The following is an 18,771-nucleotide window of genomic DNA, read 5'->3' on the forward strand; positions in this document are numbered from 1 at the left end:
CTGCCTAGCTGCTGGCGCCCGACGCCACCACGCCGACGCCCAGCCCCGCAATAATTCCGCTACTTACACGCTCGACGGCGGTACTCACCTTGGGGCGCTTGAGCCACCGCATTGCCCTAAACGCCACCACTGCGATCATCGAGAGGTAGGCAAAGGCAATGACGGCAACCACGATGCCCAGGATGAGTGATGTGCCCATGGTGTCGCCGCCATGCGGGATGAATTGCGGGACGACGGCCAGGTAGAACAGGCCCACCTTCGGGTTGAGCAGGGTGGAGAGCGCTCCTGCGCCCAGCGCCGCGAGCCTGCTGTACGGCAGGGGTGCCTCAGCGCCTGCTCCCCCAACGGATTCCTTGGCCGCCTTGGCAGCTTTACGGGACTTGATGAACGAAGAAACACCGAGGTACAGCAAGTACAAGCCGCCCGCGATCTTCAGCCACCGGAAGAGCTCCGCCGACTGTTCCAACAGCGCGGCCAATCCGATACCCACCAAGGCAGCCCACACAATCGCGGCACCTGCCGATCCAGCCGCCGCAGCGATCCCGGCGCTGGGCCGGTTCAGGGCAATACGCAGCACCAGGAACGTATCCGGGCCCGGGGTCACGGAGAGGACCAGGCAGAGACCAGCGAAGGCGGCGAGGGATGCAAGAGTCACCCGCCAAATTATCCGGTACGAACGGGGCTGCCGGAAAGCGTTCGCTTCCCGTCAAGGGCTGTTCGTGCATAGACAAGGCGACTCTGCGTGACGCCAACCACACTGGAATCATCGCCGCGCGCCTCACCGGCCGCCAAGACTTACTACCCGAGCGGAGTACCAATGGAGACTTACGACGCCTTGCTGGCCTCGATTACCGCAGCCCCCGGCCAGAACAGCCGCACGATTCTTGACCCTGCAACGGGTGCGGCTGTTGGTGAAACCCCCGTCCACACCGTGGAAGATCTTGACGCCGCTGTTGCAGCTGCCGCAGCTGCACAGCCAGCCTGGGCTGCTTTGGGCCATGACGCGCGGTCCGCTGCACTAATGAAGGCCGCCGACGCCGTCGAACGCTCTGCTGAAGAGCTCGCCCAACTGCTCTCCCGCGAGCAGGGCAAGCCCCTGAACGGCCCGAACGCCCGCTTCGAAGTCGGCGCTTGCGCAGCGTGGCTCCGCGCAACTGCTGCCACGCCGCTGGACCCTGAGACGGTGGTGGACGACGGCGAAACCCGTGCCGAACTGCACTACCGACCTATCGGCGTCGTGGGTGCGATCGGCCCCTGGAACTGGCCGATGATGATCACTGTCTGGCAGATCGCACCTGCCCTCCGGATGGGCAACGCCGTGGTGGTCAAGCCCTCCGAATACACTCCGCTGTCCGTGCTGGCGTTGGCCGCAATCATCAACCAGGAACTGCCCGAGGACCTGCTATCGGTGGTGTCCGGTGGCCGCGACGTCGGCGAGGCCCTGGCAGCGCACGAGGCAATCGGCAAGGTCATGTTCACCGGTTCCACGGCCACTGGCAAGGCGATCATCCGCTCGTCGGCTGATACGGTCAAGCGCCTGACGCTGGAACTCGGCGGCAACGATGCCGGCATCGTCCTCCCTGACGCCGACCCCAAAGCCATCGCCGAAGGCCTGTTCTGGGGTGCATTCATCAACACCGGCCAGACCTGTGCCGCGCTGAAGCGCCTCTACGTGCACGAGTCCCAGTACGAGGCCGTGTGCACAGAATTGGCCGCCGTTGCTGCTGCGATGCCGATGGGAAATGGCTTGGACGAGAACAACGTCCTTGGCCCGCTGCAGAACCGCCAGCAGTACGACATCGTGGCCCGGCTGGTTGAGGCCGCCCGCGAGTCCGGTGCCCGCATCCTGCTCGGTGGTAACCCCGACGCCGATCAGCCCGGCAACTTCTACCCCACCACGCTGGTAGCCGACATCGACAACGACAACCCGCTCGTGGCCGAGGAACAGTTCGGCCCTGCCCTGCCGATCATCAAGTACAGCACCGTTGACGAGGCCGTCGCCAAAGCAAACGCGCTCGACGTCGGACTCGGCGCCTCAGTCTGGTCCTCCGACCTGGCTGCCGCCCGCGAGGTCGCCTCCCGTATCCAAGCCGGAACCGTGTGGATCAACAAGCACGGCGCCGTGGACCCCCGCATCCCGTTCGGCGGCGCAAAGCAGTCCGGCTACGGGCTGGAGTTCGGCGCGGAAGGCCTCAAAGCCTTGGGAGTTCCGCAGATCATCAACGGCTGACTTCCCGGTTTCCTGGCCCAACTAAGTCGCAGTTGAGCGCGTTTTGACCCCTCAAAACGCGCTCAACTGCGACTTAGTTGGGTTGCCGGTCACAGGGTGGACCCGGTTGGGTTGCTGGGTGCTCAGCGTGAAACCATGAGCACCATGGCCCAGAAGATTGCGTATCAAGGTGAACCGGGAGCCAATTCGGATCTCGCGTGCAAGGAAATGTTCCCCGAACTCGAAAGCGTGCCGTGCGCCAGTTTTGAGGACGCGTTCGAACTGGTTTCCACGGGCGAAGTCGAGCTGGCGATGATCCCGATTGAGAATTCCATCGCCGGACGTGTGGCTGACATCCACGTGCTGCTCCCCCAGTCCAAGCTGCAAATCGTGGGCGAGTACTTCCTGCCGATCCGATTCGATCTCTTGGGCATTCCAGGCAGCACCATTGAAGGCGCAACAGAGGTTCACAGCCATATCCACGCTTTGGGCCAGTGCCGCAAGATCATTCGGGAAGCTGGCCTGAGGCCAGTTATCGCCGGAGATACCGCAGGATCAGCCAGAGAGGTGCGGGACTGGAACGATCCCCGCAAGCTTTCCCTCGCTCCGCCACTGGCCGCAGGCTTGTATGGTCTGGATGTCCTGGCCTCCGGCGTCGAGGATGACCCCACCAACACCACTCGTTTTGTGGTTCTGGCGCGGGAACGCGAAATCCCCACCAAGGAGGAGCTCCCGGGTCCCGCGATCACGAGCTTCGTGTTCCGTGTTCGCAACGTCCCCTCGGCCCTCTACAAAGCGCTCGGTGGTTTTGCGACCAACGGCCTGAACATGACCAGGCTTGAGAGCTACATGGTGGGCAACGAGTTCGCGGCCACCATGTTCATCTCCGACGTCGAAGGGCATCCTGCGGACGCACGTCTCCGCCGGGCGCTGGAGGAGCTGGAATTCTTCACCACGGAGGTGCGGATCCTGGGCGTCTACGCCGCCGATGGCTATCGCGAACGGAACACCGTCAACGTTTAGCTATGCCCCACTGTCAGCAAGCTCGCCGTACAGTTTCCCAACCCGGGCTTTGATATCGTCCCGGACCAAGCGCATGCGTTCCATGCCCTCGATGCCACGTTCGGATGGCTCGTCGGTCTCCCAGATCTCGAACAGCTTGCCGAAAGGCGGATCAAGTTTCGCTTCGGTTCCGAGGACGATGACCGCATCCACGAGACCCAGGACTTCGTCCGTCACCGGTTTAGGGTGTTCGCCCGTAATGTCGATACCCAACTCGGTCAGGGAGTCCACTGCTTGACTATTCAGAGATGGGCCAGGCTTGGTACCCGCTGAGTAAACAGTGATGGTGTTCCCTGCAAGATCGCGGAAAAGCCCTGCAGCAAGTTGGGATTTGCCACCGTTCTTGCTGCAGACGAAGAGGACAGCTGGTTTCTTGTGTGTCATGTAGGCACTGATTCTTTCGTGAGGGACGCCACCAAATCCTTGATCCGGTGGCGGATTTCATCGCGATCCCGCGATATCGGACTCTCTGGTGGACGGCCGTTAGCTTTGCCCGGAGCGTCCATGGGCGAGTCCGGTCGGGAATCCGATCAGGACCGGTTCGGGTGAAGCACAGCAGCCCAACTCCGCTTCTTCGTCGATGCCCGTTGCGGGAACATCGCAACTGGTCCCGGCGTCCGTGGAGCATACTCCGGTTTCCGGCAATTCCAGCTGCACCAAGTCCGCTGCCTCGTGGTCACCGGCCAGTGCAGCAGCGACGGAACGGACCTGCTCATAGCCCGTGGCCAGCAGGAAAGTGGGGGCACGGCCATAGGACTTCATCCCCACGATGTAAAAATCCTTCTCCGGGTGGGAGAGAAGCTTGGCGCCGTGCGGAGGCACCGTGCCGCAGGAGTGGAACTCCGGGTCAATCAGTGGGCCGAGCTCGGTGGGTGCCTCAACAGCAGGATCGAGGTTGAGACGGAGTTCGCGCAGGATCTCCAAGTCCGGGCGGAAGCCGGTGCATGGAACGATGACATCGACATCCAGCGTGCGGCCGTCGACAGATTCAACGCTCACTCCGGAATCGAGCGTTTTCAGGCCAGCTATGCCGAAACGTGTGTGCAGTTCGATGCTTCCGGCTTCGACGAGCCGACGAAGCCTGGCGCCGAGCTGGCCCCGGGCGGGCAATCCGTCCGCGGCTCCGCCACCGTAGACCTTATCTGCAGAGCCGCCTCGCACGGCCCACAGGATCCGGGTGTTGGGTTCTTCCTTGGAGAGGTCGGCCAAATTGATCAGGGTGTTCGCAGCTGAGTGTCCAGCGCCCACGACAAGGACGCGACGGCCGGCAAAGCTGGTCCGGTCCCGCCCTGTGACGTCAGGAAGGGGCGAGGATATGCGGTCCGCCACAGTCTCTTCGCCAATGGCGGGCAGGCCTGAGGTGCCCAACGGGTTGCGGGTTGACCACGTTCCTGAGGCGTCGACGACGGCAGCCACAACGTGATCACGGGTTTCGCCGTTTGCGTGCTCCACCCTGACCAGGAAAGGAGTGGTGTCCCGGTCACGGACGTGGGTCTTGTCCAGTCCTAGGCGGGTAACCGCGATAACTCGAGCGCCCGTCTGCAGCCGGGACGCCATGACCGGCATGTCTGCCAGCGGGGTGAGGTAGTTGTCGATGAGTTCCCCACCGTAAGGCAGCGCCGTGGGGCGGGGAGATTCCCAGCCCGTTTGCTCCAGGAGGCGGACGGCGGCTGCATCGATGTTGAAACGCCAGGGCGAGAAGAGCCGGATGTGGCGCCATTGTTCGATGGCCGCACCTGCGGAGTGCCCAGCTTCGAAAATGACTGGCTCGAGGCCGCGTTCGAGCAAGTGCGCTGCTGCGGCCAAACCGATCGGGCCGGCACCGATCACCGCGACGGGAAGATTCTTAGCTGACTCCATGGTGTCCTCTTTCATCCTTAAGATCCTCAGGCGTGGGTGGGTTCTTCCACCAGCGCCGTAGCTATGCTGTCTGCGTCCTCAAGTGCCGCCAGAAATCGTTCAGCGTCCAGCGCTGCAGCACACCCTGTGCCGGCGGCGGTGATCGCCTGACGGTAACGGTGATCAACCGCATCGCCGCACGCGAAGACCCCGGAGAGATTGGTGCAGGTGGTGGGCGAATCGACTTTGATGTAACCCTCAGCGTCCAGGTCTACCTGCCCGGCGACAAGCTCGGTGCGGGGCAAATGACCAATGGCAACGAAGATCCCTGTGGCAGCCTGTTCGCGGGTTTCTCCAGTGCGGGTATCTGTGAGGGTCACTCCGGTAACTTTGGTGTCGCCGTGGATCTTGGTGACGGCGGAGTTCCAGGCGAAACTGATCTTGGGATTGTCCTTGGCGCGCTGGGCCATGATGCGCGAGGCACGGAGTTCACCCTTGCGGACCACGACAGTCACGGACTTGCCGAACCGTGTTAGGAACGTTGCTTCTTCCATGGCAGAGTCTCCACCGCCAACCACGATGATGTCCTGTTCCCGGAAGAAGAAGCCGTCGCACGTGGCGCACCAGGACACGCCGTGTCCGCTGAGCTTTTTCTCTTCCGGCAGTCCGAGTTCCTTATAGGCCGAGCCAGTCGCGAGAATGACGGCGGGAGCTTCGTGCGTCTCCCCCGCGCCGGTGACCACCCGTTTGAGGTGAGCTTTTAGGTCGACTTCCGTGACGTCGTCGAACACGATGCGGGCGCCGAACTTCTCGGCCTGCTCCTGGAGTCCGTCCATCAACTCAGGGCCCTGGATACCGCCCGGGAAGCCCGGGAAGTTTTCGACCTCGGTGGTATTCATCAAAGCGCCACCCGCAGTGACCGACCCCGCCAGGACGAGCGGTTTGAGCCCTGCCCGGGCGGCGTAGATTGCAGCGGTGTAGCCGGCCGGGCCCGAGCCGATGATAATCAGTTGTTCGGCGCTGATGTCATTACTCACGAGAATCTCTCCTATGCGGGAAACCGGATTACTTGGACGCAGGGATGAGGGAGTCGATCAGGCCCTCGATGCGGGTCTTTATTTCATCCCGAATGGGCCGCACCGCGTCAACACCCTGGCCAGCTGGGTCTTCCAGGACCCAGTCCTCATACCGCTTGCCGGGGAAGTACGGGCATTCGTCGCCGCAACCCATGGTGATAACGACGTCGGACTCCTTGACGGCCTCTGTAGTGAGGATCTTGGGGATCTCTGCGGACATGTCGATACCAAGTTCGGACATGGCTTCGACGGCGGCAGGATTGACCTTCTCTGCAGGCTGTGAGCCCGCGGAGCGGACCTCGATCTGCCCCTTGGCGAGGGTGGTCAGGAACGCGGCCGCCATCTGGGATCTGCCGGCATTGTGGACGCAGACAAACAGTACGGAGGGCTTCTTGGCGGTTTCGGTGGTCATGGCTTCTCCTCCATGGGTGGGGCAGCAATCATCTCGGGAGTGAAATAGCGCTTGCGTGCCCACAGGGCTACATACACAAGTGCAACAAGGACGGGTACTTCAATCAAGGGCCCAACGACTCCGGCCAGTGCCTGGCCGGACGTGACGCCGAAAGTGCCGACGGCCACGGCGATCGCCAGTTCAAAGTTGTTGCCTGCCGCAGTGAACGCCAGTGTGACGGTTTTGGCGTAGCCGAGGTTCAGCCACCGCCCAATCGCAATGCCCGCCACGAATATGACGAGGAAGTAGACCAGCAACGGCAGCGCGATCCGGAAGACATCCCAGGGTTGGGCCAGAATGGTTCCACCCTGCAAGGCGAAAAGCAGTGTGATGGTGAACAACAATCCGTAAAGCGCCCAGGGACCGACTTTTGGAAGGAAGTGGGCCTCGTACCAGTCGCGGCCCTTCGCCCGCTCGCCCAACGTTCGAGTGAGGAAACCAGCCAGCAGCGGTATGCCAAGGAAAACCAGCACTGATGCCGTGATGGCCCAGAAAGAGAAGTCTGCGCTGGTGGTGGGCAGCCCCAAGAGTGCTGGAAGCCACTGGAGGTACAGCCAGCCGAGGCCTCCGAATGCGATCACCTGGAACACCGAGTTGATGAACACCAGCACAGCGGCCGATTCGCGGTCGCCACAAGCGAGGTCGTTCCAGATCATCACCATTGCAATACAGCGGGCCAGCCCTACGATGATCAGCCCCGTCCGGTATTCAGGCAGGTCCGGCAGGAAAAGCCACGCCAACGCGAACATGAATGCCGGAGCCAATAGCCAGTTGATAACCAGGGACGTAACCATTAGCCGCCGATCCGCCATCACCCTGTGCGCGTGGTCGTATCGCACTTTCGCAAGAACGGGATACATCATGACCAAGAGGCCAACGGCGATCGGCAAGGACACCTCGCCAACTTTCAATGCTTCCAGCCCCGCGTTCAGGCCACGAACAACACTCCCCAGAATCAGGCCGACAGCCATTGCAGCAATGATCCATACCGGGAGTAAGCGGTCCATGGCCGAAAGCCGCCCTGCGACGGCGGTGCCCCCTACGGGCCTCGGGGCTTTGGTCTGCGTGGAGGTGCTCACTGGTCTCCTGGATTATGCCCGGCATCACCGAAGGCAATAGATTGATGAAGTTCGATATAAGTATCATCAGCTATATCGATGATTGTCAATCTATGTGCATAATGGATCCATGGATGCTCCGCAAACCCTTCAACTGCTATCCCCGGACGAGCTCGCGGCCGTGGAGAGGCCGGCAAGTGCCGGCGATGAAGCTTGCTGCGAGCCTTCAGCCCAGCCGTCCCTCGATGCCTATGAGGCTCAGGTCCGCGCCTCCGTCTTTAAGGCGCTGGCCGATCCCAACCGCCTTCGCCTGTTGTCCATCGTCAAGAGCGCAGACGGCGGCGAAGCGTGCGTCTGCGATCTCACCGAGCCTCTGGACCTCGGCCAGCCGACAGTCTCACACCACTTAAAGATCCTTGTAGATGCGGGACTTCTGCACCGCGAAAAGCGGGGAACATGGGCCTACTACTCGTTGGTCCCGGGTTCCATTGAGCGGACTTCCGGCCTGCTGGAGACCCTGTGACGAGCCAGACTAAAAGGACAGGCGAGACTACAGGGACAGCGGAGACTGCAGGGACAGCACCCTCATCGACCAACATCCAGGTCCGGATCCGCAAAATGACCCGCCCCGATTGGCCGGTGGTCAGGGAGATCTTCGCTGAAGGCATCGAGTCCGGGAACGCCACCTTCGAACCCGCTGCTCCTGAGTGGGAGCAATTCGACGCTTCAAAACTGCAAGACCATCGGCTCGTTGCGGAGGCAGATGGCCGTATTTTGGGCTGGGCGGCGGTTTCGGCAATCTCCTCGCGAGCAGCGTATGCGGGTGTTGTAGAGCATTCCATTTACGTGGCCGGGGAAGCCCGCGGTTTGGGTGTAGGCAAGACCCTTCTCCGCGCATTGATCAAGTCCACGGAAGAAGCAGGAATCTGGACGATCCAGGCCAGCGTCTTTCCCGAGAATGAAGCAAGCCTCCGGCTGCATGTTGTGGAGGGCTTCACGATTGTCGGGCGGCGGAATCGAATCGCCCGGATGCCTCTTGGCCCACTCGCGGGGCAATGGCGCGACACCATAATGATCGAAAGACGGTCCGCGACGGTCTGAAACCGGAAGTGTCTGCGAAGAGGGAGAGTCATGGCTATGAGCGAGTTTCCGCAGCTTGGCTCTGCGAGCGCGGACCAGACGGTGTTGGGCAGCAAAGCAGCCACGCTTTCCGGGCTCACGGCAGCGGGTTTCAAGGTGCCAGCGGGGTTCGTCGTCACGTCGGAGATGGTCGGGCAACTCGGCAACGGTCTCGCCAATGCGCTGGAAGTTGCCGCCGCCATTATCGGCCCAGGGCCATACGCTGTCAGGTCCTCTTCCGCCGCCGAGGACCTCGCCGGCGCTTCCTACGCCGGTCTCTACGAAACCTTGCTGAACGTCGAGCGGGCTGACCTCGAGCATGCTGTCGGGCAATGCCTCGCTTCCGCAGGGGAGCACAGAGTTGCGGCGTATGAGACTGCTCTCGGAGCAGCGTCCCGGGGCGATGCGGCAAGCCCTTCCATGGCAGTACTCGTTCAACAGATGGTCCAGCCGAATGCCGCAGGCGTTGCCTTTACTGCCAACCCACTGACCGGCGACCCCGACGAAACCATTGTCACTGCGGTCGCCGGTCTTGGGGAGTCTCTGGTGTCCGGCGAAGCAGTCGGAGAGCAATGGACAGTCCGCGCCAGCGACATCACGTGCAACAGGGAAGGCAACATCCTCACCTCGGAGCAAGCACGGCAAGTAGCGGAGCTGGCCCATCGGATCCACGAACGAGCAGGAGTGCCGCAAGACATCGAGTGGGCGCTGGACCATGACGGCGCACTATTCCTCCTTCAGGCCCGCCCGATGACGGCGCTTCCCATGCCAGCAGTTTGGACAGCTCCGGGCGAAGGCTTATGGGCCAGGAACTTCCGCCTCGGTGAATGGCTTCCCGATCCTATGACGCCGCTGTTCGAGGACTGGCTTCTGCGCCGGATCGAGGCCGGGTATCTCGACGGCATGGAGGACGATATTCAGGTGCGGGTGCCATTTCGTTACGGCTCCGTCAATGGCTGGTACTACAACGCCCCGCCGATTCCGTCCCCACGGATTGTGGCGCCTTTGATAGTTCGAAGCCGTGGTCGCTTGCCGTGGTTCCTTTTCAACGTCCTTCTCCGGGTCTCCCACAATCCGGCTGCGGCACACCGCGCCGTTCTCCATGGGTTGGAGCTGAAATGGCGTCACCAGCTGCTGCCCGGCTATCGGGAGCTCGTGCGCAGTGCAGAGCAAGAGGTGGACACAGCTTCCCCGGCAAGGCTGATCGAGCTCGTGGATGCCATCGTCCGGCAGGCGGGAATCTACCTGTGGTCGCTGGCCGTCGTGGGCGGATCTGCCTGGAAAATGGAAGTGGCCCTGGCCAGATTCTGGCAAAGGTACTTAGCCGCTCCCCTGAGCGACATGCCGGCAGGTCGGCTCGGTCATCAGGCGCTGCTCCGCGGTCTCACAGTCAGCACAGGTATCACGGGCACTTCGACGACACCACCGGAATCAGCCGTTTATTCCCTCGACTGGTACCACCAGACCCTCGGAGAGGCCGGCATCCGAAGCCCTGAAACGGATTCAACCACCTCAGGCAAGGAGGCTCTTGACGCACAGCGAAAGGCAGCCGAAGCCGCAGCGAGGGAAGTGCTGCTTGATAATCCCAGGATCCTCACCCGCTTTGATTCCCTCCTCACGATGGCCCAGTACTACGCCGCCCTACGGGAGGAACAGTCCCTTTACCTCACTCTCGGATGGCCGGTTTTGCGCCGTTGCGCCAAACGGCTGGGAGAAAACCTGGTTGCCGCAGGAGCCATCGAGGACCCGCAGGACATCCATTTCCTCCACCTGGGTGAAGTAATTAACCCCTCGGCGGACCACAGGGAGCTGGTAGGAAGCCGCCGGGCAACCTGGGAGATGCAACGGCGCCTGGACGCACCGCTCATCATTGGGGAGCCCGGCAGGTTTGGAGCTGATCCCGTGGCAAGCGCAGTGGACGCAGCAAGGACAACCCGCGAGGTTCCCGCGGGTGCGATTGTCGGCCACCCGGCCAGCACCGGACGCGCGACGGGCAGGGTGCGGGTTATGTCAGGCCTGGAGGAATTCGACAGCTTCCTCGATGGCGAGATACTCGTGGCCCGATCCACCGCACCGGCATGGACGCCCCTTTTCGCTCGAGCCGCCGCCGTGATCACCGACGGCGGAACCCTCGCCGCCCACGCGTCGCTGGTGGCTCGGGAGTACGGCATACCGGCCGTCGTTGGAACCGGCAACGCAACCCGGCTACTCAAGACGGGCCAACGAGTCACCGTGGACGGAGGTGCGGGCTACGTCGTCGTGACCGAATAACGAACTACCGCCCCACCGCCGCCTGTTCCTCCTCGCGGGGACGCGTCACCGCATCAGGCTGGTGGCCAAGCTTCCCTGGCCACCAAATCCGGTGTCCGATGTCGTAGGCGAGCGCTGGCACCAGCAGTGAGCGGACCAGAACAGTATCCAGCAGCACCCCGAAGGCCACGATGAACGCCAACTGCACCAGGAACATGATGGGAATGACTCCGAGCGCAGCAAAAGTAGCAGCCAACACGACACCCGCGGACGTAATTACTCCACCTGTGACGCCCAAGCCACGCAGGATTCCGGGTCGCGTCCCGTGCTTCAACGATTCCTCGCGCACCCTGCTCATCAGGAAGATGTTGTAATCCACACCCAATGCCACCAGGAAGACGAACCCGAAGAGGGGAACCGTGGCATCGGCCCCTGGGAATCCGAAGACGCCGTTGAACACCCAAGCTGAAACACCCATGGCTGCCGCATAGGACAGGACCACGGACAACACCAGCAGCACAGGCGCCACAACGGAACGCAGCAGGAGCATCAGAATGAAAAGAATGACCACCAGGACGATGGGGATGATGACCACCAAGTCGCGCTGCGCGGTGATGTTGGTGTCCAGCGCAGTCGCCGTGACCCCGCCAACCAAGGCGTCGGCGTCGGCCTCTTTGACCGAAACCCGCAGCGACTTCACGGCCTCTTCCGCCTCAATCGAGTCAGCAGCAGAGTCGAGCGTCGCGTTGATCAGCACTTTTCCATCGCGAACGGCAGGTTCGGCAGGCGCACCGGGCGCGCCGGTGATTGGCACGTTGGACTCAGCCAGGAGGTAGGCGTCGCCCACGCCGTCGGCCGCTTTGACCTTGTCCAGCACTTCGTTCGCGGCATCTGCAGAGGCGACCACGACGGCGGGGCTGCCGCTGCCGGCGTCGAAATGCCGCGCCAGCGCTTCCTGGCCGTCCACGGCATCGGACGCCGAGAGGATGACGTCCGTTTGAGGGACTCCGTTGGCTTTCAATTGGAGAACACCGGCGGAGGCCACCAGGAGCAGCAGGACCGAAGCAACCCACACGACGCGCGGCCGGCGGGAAACCAGGGAAGCAGTCGCCCGCCACAGACCCTTTTGCCCTTCAAGTCCAGTAACCAGCTCGGGTTCGCGTTCGTCGTCGGGCAGGAGCTTGGGACGGAAAGGCCAGAAGGCTGCGCGTCCCAGCAGGGCCATGAGCGCCGGCAGGAGGGTAAGCGCAGCGAAGAGCGAGCACAGGATTCCGGCAGCTGCCACAGGACCCAGCACCTTGTTGGAGTTCAGGTCGGAGAAGAGCAGGCAAAGCAGGGCGATGATGACGGTGGCGCCAGACGCAAGGATCGGTTCGAAGGAGGCCTTCCATGCCGTGATCACTGCGCTCGTGCGGTTGGTGGTGTGGGTCAGGGCCTCACGGAATCGCGCCACGTAGAGCAGCGCGTAGTCGGTGGCCGCACCAATCACCAGGATGGACAGGATGCCCTGACTCTGGCCATTCAGCTGGATCCAGCCCAGCTTGGCCATCGCAAATACCAGGAGAATGGCCGCGCAGAGCGCAAACACCGATGTCAGAAGGACTGCTAGAGGCAGCACGAGCGAGCGGTACACGAGCAGCAAAATGACAAACACGGCGCCAAGCGCCACGAGGAGGAGGATTCCGTCGATGCCGCCGAACGCGTTCACCAGATCAGCCGTCAGGCCGGCGGGACCCGTGACGAACGCCCGCATTCCTTCCGGGGCGCCGGGTTGAACCACGTCGCGCAGTTCCTGGATTTTGTCACGCAGCTCATCCGAGGACGCTACCGGCACGATGAACTGGACCGCTTTGCCGTCCGCCGAGGGAAGAGGCCCGACGACGGCGTCACCCAGCCTGAGTGCCTCGATGTCCGCTTTAAGCTGGGCTGCTTCGCCAAGCTGGGCCGGGGTGAAGGCGGTCCCGTTCTCAACGATGACCACCTCGGGGATCTCCTTGGAGTCCCGGAACTTCGCCTGCCAGTCGCCAGCTTCCGTCGCTTCGGCGCCTGCTGGGAGGAACGAAGCCTGATCGTTGGAGGAGACTTCGTCCAAGCGCCCGAACGTTGGGCCCCCAATACCGGCAATGCCAAGCCATGTGATGACGAGCACCACCGGCACCAGCCATCGAAGCCAGAACGGTACCTTCTGCGGGTTCATGGGTCCTTCTTCCGGAAGCTTGATAGTCTCTTTATTCCACCACAGAATATCTCTATCATGGAAGTATTCCAAGCATACGTGGATGCCAATACCGGATTCGACGGAAGCTGCGAGTAATATCCGGAAGGCAGTTACGAAGGACAAAGCAGGCGGGAGGACGTCATGTCGGACGCTTCAGACCCGCGCCCGGAGGGTGGCGCGCCCCAGGACCTGGTGCGCCTTCTGCAGGACTTCACCCTGGAAGCCAACCACTACGTGGACGCCGCGGGCGGCAAAAACGACATGCATCGGACCGACCTCAACGCCTTGGCCGTCATCATGCGACACTCCGCTGCCGGGCGTGTTGTCACGCCGGGTGTCCTTCGAAGTGAACTGCGCCTAAGCTCCCCCGCCACCACGGCGCTGGTTGACCGGCTGCACGCTTCCGGCCACGTCACCCGTGACCGTCTCGGCACCGACCGTCGGCAGGTCCAGCTGCACATGACCCCCAAGGCCTACCGGGATGGAAGCGCCATGTTCATGCCGCTGGCCATGAGGATGGGCCAAGCCATGAGTGGCTACAGTGACGCTGAGTTGGATGTCGTCCGTCGCTTCATGGCCGACATGATCGAGGCCACCATAGCGGCCCGCACGGAAACCGCGGAGAACGGCAACCAACCGCATTCCGCCTAAATCCACCGGCGAAGTTGTAGCGTTTCCCTATGAACGCGCAGCAGCCTGAAGATGTCTACACCCACGGGCACCACGAGTCGGTTGTCCGGGCCCACGCCTCGCGGACGGCCGAGAATTCGGCCGCGTTTGTCATTCCGCATCTCACCCCGGGGACGTCGGTCCTCGACGTCGGGTGTGGACCAGGCAGCATCACGTGTGATTTCGCGGGGCTGGTTGCACCCGCGCAGGTCATAGGCTTGGATCGCTCGGCGGACATCGTCGCCCAGGCAACGGAGCTGGCCAAGGACCGTGGCGTGGAGAACGTAGAGTTCCGCACCGGCAACATCTACGATCTCGAGTTTGAGGACGAGTCCTTCGACCTCGTCCACGCCCATCAAGTCCTCCAGCATCTGACTGACCCCGTCGCCGCCCTGCGTGAGATGCGCCGCGTGGCCAAACCGGGCGCGATAGTGGCCGTCCGCGACGCCGACTTCCACGGCATGAGCTGGTACCCCGAAGTCCCCGAGCTCGACGACTGGATGGAGCTCTACCAGAAGATCGCCCGGCGCAACGGTGCCGAACCGGATGCCGGCCGTCGATTGGTCTCGTGGGCACAGCAGGCAGGCTTTGCCCAAGTGGCCCCCAGCAGCAGCAACTGGCTCTATGCCACAGCCCAACAACGGGCATGGCAATCCCGGGTGTGGAGCGAACGTGTCCTCCACTCCGCCTTTGCCGAGCAAGCCCTTGAATACGGGTTCGCCAATGAGGCCGACCTCGCCCGGATCGCTGCGGGCTGGCACCGTTGGGGAGCCACGGAGGATGGCTACTTCCTCATTCCCAACGGAGAGGTGATCGCCCGGGCCTAGGATGCGCGTGGCTTCCTGACCTTGTTTGACGTGAGTGGGACCTGAAATCAACCTCTTCAGGTCTCACAAAGGCCGCGGCGTCATCAAAACAGGTCAGGAAGGTACTTTCCCAAAAAAACTTTGCCGAACCATGTAGAAAAGTGCCCCGCAGTTCCGACCCATGAGTGAAAGCACCCAAACAGGGCGCCACTTCATAAGGAGTTTGAGATGAAATACATGATCATGATGTTCGGGTCCGCCGAGGGCATGATGGAAACCGCCGATCCGGAGTGGGTCAAGGAAATGATCGGGTTCATGATCCAGATCGACAAGGACCTTCGCGATTCCGGTGAACTCGTCTTCAATGCTGGCCTGGCTGACGGAAGCACAGCGAAGCTCGTCAAGCAGACCCCGGACGGCGTCATCACCACGGACGGCCCATACGCCGAGTCGAAGGAATCACTGATCGGGTACTGGGTGGTGGATGTGGCCAGCGAGGAACGTGCCGTGGAAATCTGCTCGAGCATCGTCAAGTACTCGCAGGTGGTGGAACTCCGCGCTATCCCGGACGGTCCCCCGGAGGTTTAGTTTGGCCGTTCCCCCACGCGACATCGAGGACCTGCTGCGCACCCTGGCGCCGCAGGTCCTTGGCGTGCTGGCACGCAACCACGGGCAGTTCGACGCCTGCGAAGATGCCGTGCAGGAAGCCCTCATTGAGGCCGCACTCCAATGGCCATCCGGGCTGCCAACAAATCCCAAAGGATGGCTGCTGGCGGTCGCATCCCGCCGGCTGGTTGATGTGTGGCGCAGTGAAAGCGCGCGCCGAGTCCGGGAGGAACGCGTCGCCGCAATGGAAATCAGCTTCCAGGACAACACTGCGTCCGAAGCCGACGACACGCTGACCCTGATGTTCCTGTGTTGCCACCCCTCCATAAGTGCACCCTCGCAACTCGCCTTGACGCTGCGGGCTGTAGGAGGACTCACGACGGCGGAAATCGCCTCCGCTTTCCTCGTCCCCGAAGCGACGATGGGACAGCGCATCAGCCGTGCGAAACAAGGGATCCAGAAGGCAGGTGCCCGCTTCGACATGCCGCCGAAATCCGAGCGCAAGGCGAGGCTCGGCGTCGTACTTCACGTCCTGTACCTGATCTTCAACGAAGGCTACGCAGCAAGCTCGGGCGACTCGCTGCAACGCGAAGACCTCACCACCGAAGCGATCCGCTTGGCACGCCTGCTGGTGAGCGCCGCACCGGCCGAGTTCGAGGCCACCGGTTTGCTCGCGCTGATGTTGCTGACGGACTCCCGCCGTGCCGCCCGCACCCTGGCTGACGGAATGCCCGTGCCGCTGTCCGAACAGGACCGGACTTTATGGAACCGCGGGCAGATAGAGGAAGGCATCGCGCTGCTGTCTTCCGTGCTCGGCCGCGGCGCGGCAGGGCCCTACCAACTCCAGGCCGCGATCGCGGCCGTTCATGCGGAGGCACCGTCTGATGCCGAAACGGACTGGCCCCAGATCCTCGCCCTGTACACGGTCCTTGAAGCCGTAGCTCCCAGTCCCGTGGTCACGCTGAATCGTGCTGTTGCCGTGGCCATGGTTAATGGGCCAGCCGCCGGGCTTGAGTTGCTCGCCGGGCTGGATTCAGCGCTCGGTCGGTCGCACCGCCTCGCCGCGGTGCGGGGTCACTTGCATGAGATGGCGGGCTCTTATCTGGACGCGCGCGCCGCCTACCTCGTGGCGGCCAAAAAGACAGGCAGCCTGCAGGAGCGGCGGTACTTGATGGGGAAAGTGGCGCGAATGGACGAGCATTGACCCCATATAGTCGAACCCATGGAACAGCGCATACTTGGTAAGACCGGCCGGTCGGTGTCCACCGTTGGACTAGGCACGTGGCAACTCGGAGCGGACTGGGGCGACGTCACAGAGGAAGACGCACTTGCCGTCCTGGAGGCCTCGGTTGACGGCGGCGTCACTTTCTTCGACACAGCCGACGTCTATGGCGATGGCCGAAGTGAACAGCTGATCGGACGCTTCCTGCGCGCCAATCCCGGGCTGGACCTGACGGTCGGCACCAAGATGGGCCGGCGCGTGGACCAGGTTCCCGAAAACTACACCCTTGCCAACTTCCGCGCGTGGACTGACCGTTCACGGCGGAATCTGCAGCAGGACACCCTGGACCTCGTCCAATTGCACTGCCCTCCCACCGCCGTCTACACGCGGGATGAGGTGTACGACGCTCTGGACACCCTCGTCAGCGAAGGGGTCATCCGCAACTACGGCGTCAGTGTCGAGCGGACAGATGAAGCCCTCGAAGCGATTAACCGCGGGAATACCGCGACCGTTCAGATCATCCTGAACGCCTTCCGGCTGAAGCCCCTCGATGAAGTTCTCCCGGCAGCAAAGCAAGCCGGCGTGGGCATCATCGCCAGAGTGCCGCTGGCCTCCGGGCTGCTGTCCGGAAAGTACACTCCGGAAACCGAGTTTCCGGAGAACGATCACCGCAACTACAACCGCGACGGCTCCTCATTCGACGTCGGCGAAACCTTCTCAGGCGTCGATTTCCCCACCGGTGTAAAAGCCGCCCAAGAGTTCAGCGCATTAGTGCCCGACGGCGTCAGCACCGCCCAGGCGGCCCTCGCCTGGGTCATCGCCCAGGACGGCGTCAGCACGGTCATCCCTGGTGCCCGATCTTCAGTGCAGGCTCATGCAAACGCTGAGGCGGGAGCGATGCAGTCCGTAGGTGCAGGGCTCATCGCTGGGGTCCAGGACATCTACGACCGGTATTTCCGCGCAGCGATCCACCCACGCTGGTAGCCGGCCTGCCGCCGTCGGACTGTCACCATCCGCTGCGGGTGGGGGTGTGCCCCTTTCGGGCCTCATCGGGCATCGACATTTCGGCGCGTAGTCCCAGAAGCCGGATGGGGCGGTCGGGCTCGATCCGGGTCGTGACGTCCAATGCCTGCGCGAGGACTTCGTCCCGGTCGAAGGTCTCTGGAATCTTCCTTGCATAGGTCTTGGTGAAGAACGGGGCGTACCGGACTTTGAGGGTCAGCCCCACCACCGGCCGCCCCTCGGCCGCCACGTCTTCGAGGACGCGCGCCGTCAGCTCCTTGATGGCGTCGCTGATCTGGGAGGGTTCCGTGAGGTCCTGCTGGAACGTGGTCTCGCGGCCGTGTGCCCTGGCAACCCACGGGGTGTCGTCCACTTCATTGGCGCCTTCACCTCGTCCCAGCTGCGCATACCAAGGGCCCATCTTGGGGCCGAACTCCGGGACCAATTGCTGAGGATCGGACGCGGCAAGCTCGGCGACTGTGGTGATCCCAAGTTTGGCCAACCGGGCCGAGACCTTGGGTCCAACGCCCCACAACTCCTTGGTGGCCCTGTTCCCCATGACCGTGAGCCAGTTTTCCGCCGTGAGCCTGAAGATCCCGGCAGGTTTGCCGAACCCGGTAGCCACCTTGGCCCGGACCAGGGTGTCGCCGATACCGATGCTGCAATGGAGGCGCGTTCGTTCCAGGACAGCAGCCTGCACCCGCCGCGCGTACGCCTCAGGGTCCTCGGTTTCTATCCCCACAAAGGCTTCATCCCAGCCCAACACTTGCACTGTTCCGCCGGGCTGCTCCCGCAGGGTGGACATCACCACGTCCGAGGCCGCCAGGTAAGCTTCGTGGTCGACGGGAAGGATCACGGCATCGGGCACTTTCCGGGCAGCTAAGCGCAGCGGCATTCCAGAACCCACGCCGAACGCCCTGGCTTCATACGATGCCGTGGACACCACAGCACGTTCCGTGGGGTCTCCCCGCCCACCCACGATGATGGGTTTGCCTGCGAGCTCCGGGCGCCGGAGGACCTCGACGGCCGCAATGAATTGGTCGAGGTCAACGTGCAGTACCCAGGGGATTCCGCTCACGGCACCAGTTTGCCCCAAGCCGTGGCTTGTGCTGTAGCTTCCTGACCTTCTTTGAGCCCAGTAGCTCCTGAAATCAACCTATCTGGGGTGCATATCGACTGGTCAG

At 62.7% G+C, this 18,771-nt stretch carries 18 protein-coding genes; 10 read left to right on the plus strand and 8 right to left on the minus strand.

All coding sequences use genetic code 11. The features are described 5' to 3' along the window. Positions 1-4: 4 nt before the first annotated feature. Entirely contained in the window at positions 5-655 is a 651-nt protein-coding gene (locus tag KSW38_RS20320) for a LysE family translocator (protein ID WP_216926761.1), read from the minus strand. A 162-nt stretch (positions 656-817) separates the two neighbouring features. Here KSW38_RS20320 and KSW38_RS20325 point away from each other — a divergent pair, with 162 nt between their 5' ends. Together KSW38_RS20325 and KSW38_RS20330 are read left to right on the plus strand one after the other, a co-directional pair. After that, entirely contained in the window at positions 818-2,230 is a 1,413-nt protein-coding gene (locus KSW38_RS20325; protein ID WP_216926801.1) for an aldehyde dehydrogenase family protein, read from the plus strand. A gap of 144 nt (positions 2,231-2,374) precedes the next feature. Continuing rightward, a complete protein-coding gene (locus KSW38_RS20330) occupies positions 2,375-3,232 on the plus strand; it encodes a prephenate dehydratase (RefSeq protein WP_216926802.1) in 858 nt (285 codons plus the stop codon). Here the strand turns inward: KSW38_RS20330 and KSW38_RS20335 are convergent, their stop codons facing one another. The 5 genes from KSW38_RS20335 to arsB all read right to left on the minus strand — a co-directional run bounded on the left by KSW38_RS20335 (position 3,233) and on the right by arsB (position 7,716). Further along, positions 3,233-3,655, minus strand: coding sequence for an arsenate-mycothiol transferase ArsC (locus KSW38_RS20335; RefSeq protein ID WP_216926762.1), 423 nt, complete (start codon positions 3,653-3,655; stop codon positions 3,233-3,235). Positions 3,656-3,754: 99 nt separating this feature from the next. Next, a complete protein-coding gene (locus KSW38_RS20340; RefSeq protein WP_216926803.1) occupies positions 3,755-5,131 on the minus strand; it encodes an FAD-dependent oxidoreductase in 1,377 nt (458 codons plus the stop codon). Positions 5,132-5,157: 26 nt separating this feature from the next. Next, complete coding sequence (gene trxB, locus KSW38_RS20345; RefSeq protein WP_216926804.1) at positions 5,158-6,135, minus strand: thioredoxin-disulfide reductase; 978 nt, start codon at positions 6,133-6,135, stop codon at positions 5,158-5,160. A 40-nt stretch (positions 6,136-6,175) separates the two neighbouring features. After that, the gene (locus KSW38_RS20350; RefSeq protein ID WP_216926763.1) at positions 6,176-6,598 is read right to left on the minus strand and encodes an arsenate reductase ArsC; all 423 of its coding nucleotides are present in this window, start codon (positions 6,596-6,598) and stop codon (positions 6,176-6,178) included. Then, entirely contained in the window at positions 6,595-7,716 is a 1,122-nt protein-coding gene (gene arsB / locus KSW38_RS20355; protein ID WP_428982413.1) for an ACR3 family arsenite efflux transporter, read from the minus strand. Before arsB ends, KSW38_RS20350 begins: the two co-directional genes overlap by 4 nt. Positions 7,717-7,825: 109 nt before the next feature. Here arsB and KSW38_RS20360 point away from each other — a divergent pair, with 109 nt between their 5' ends. The 3 genes from KSW38_RS20360 (at position 7,826) to KSW38_RS20370 (ending at position 11,085) form a co-directional block, all read left to right on the plus strand. Continuing rightward, positions 7,826-8,218: an ArsR/SmtB family transcription factor gene (locus KSW38_RS20360; RefSeq protein ID WP_216926764.1), complete on the plus strand. Its 393-nt coding sequence runs from the start codon at positions 7,826-7,828 to the stop codon at positions 8,216-8,218. A 95-nt stretch (positions 8,219-8,313) separates the two neighbouring features. Continuing rightward, entirely contained in the window at positions 8,314-8,796 is a 483-nt protein-coding gene (locus KSW38_RS20365; RefSeq protein WP_216926806.1) for a GNAT family N-acetyltransferase, read from the plus strand. Between the two features lie 36 nt (positions 8,797-8,832). Further along, positions 8,833-11,085: a PEP/pyruvate-binding domain-containing protein gene (locus KSW38_RS20370; protein WP_216926765.1), complete on the plus strand. Its 2,253-nt coding sequence runs from the start codon at positions 8,833-8,835 to the stop codon at positions 11,083-11,085. Positions 11,086-11,089: 4 nt separating this feature from the next. Here the strand turns inward: KSW38_RS20370 and KSW38_RS20375 are convergent, their stop codons facing one another. Next, on the minus strand, positions 11,090-13,261 hold the full coding sequence (locus KSW38_RS20375) for an MMPL family transporter (protein ID WP_216926766.1): 2,172 nt from the start codon (positions 13,259-13,261) through the stop codon (positions 11,090-11,092). A 162-nt stretch (positions 13,262-13,423) separates the two neighbouring features. Here KSW38_RS20375 and KSW38_RS20380 point away from each other — a divergent pair, with 162 nt between their 5' ends. The 5 genes from KSW38_RS20380 to KSW38_RS20400 all read left to right on the plus strand — a co-directional run bounded on the left by KSW38_RS20380 (position 13,424) and on the right by KSW38_RS20400 (position 17,569). Then, entirely contained in the window at positions 13,424-13,933 is a 510-nt protein-coding gene (locus tag KSW38_RS20380) for a MarR family winged helix-turn-helix transcriptional regulator (RefSeq protein WP_216926767.1), read from the plus strand. Between the two features lie 29 nt (positions 13,934-13,962). Beyond that, entirely contained in the window at positions 13,963-14,778 is an 816-nt protein-coding gene (locus tag KSW38_RS20385) for a methyltransferase domain-containing protein (protein ID WP_216926768.1), read from the plus strand. A gap of 207 nt (positions 14,779-14,985) precedes the next feature. Then, entirely contained in the window at positions 14,986-15,345 is a 360-nt protein-coding gene (locus KSW38_RS20390) for a YciI family protein (protein WP_216926769.1), read from the plus strand. A 1-nt stretch (position 15,346) separates the two neighbouring features. Beyond that, complete coding sequence (locus KSW38_RS20395) at positions 15,347-16,567, plus strand: RNA polymerase sigma factor (RefSeq protein WP_254186746.1); 1,221 nt, start codon at positions 15,347-15,349, stop codon at positions 16,565-16,567. An 18-nt stretch (positions 16,568-16,585) separates the two neighbouring features. Next, a complete protein-coding gene (locus KSW38_RS20400; RefSeq protein ID WP_216926771.1) occupies positions 16,586-17,569 on the plus strand; it encodes an aldo/keto reductase in 984 nt (327 codons plus the stop codon). Between the two features lie 22 nt (positions 17,570-17,591). On the opposite strand, the gene KSW38_RS20405 is transcribed toward KSW38_RS20400, so the two are convergent. Continuing rightward, on the minus strand, positions 17,592-18,665 hold the full coding sequence (locus tag KSW38_RS20405) for a DNA polymerase IV (protein WP_216926772.1): 1,074 nt from the start codon (positions 18,663-18,665) through the stop codon (positions 17,592-17,594). Positions 18,666-18,771: the final 106 nt, after the last annotated feature.

The sequence above is a fragment of the Paenarthrobacter aromaticivorans genome, from assembly GCF_019038615.1.
Lineage (GTDB): Bacteria > Actinomycetota > Actinomycetes > Actinomycetales > Micrococcaceae > Arthrobacter > Arthrobacter aromaticivorans.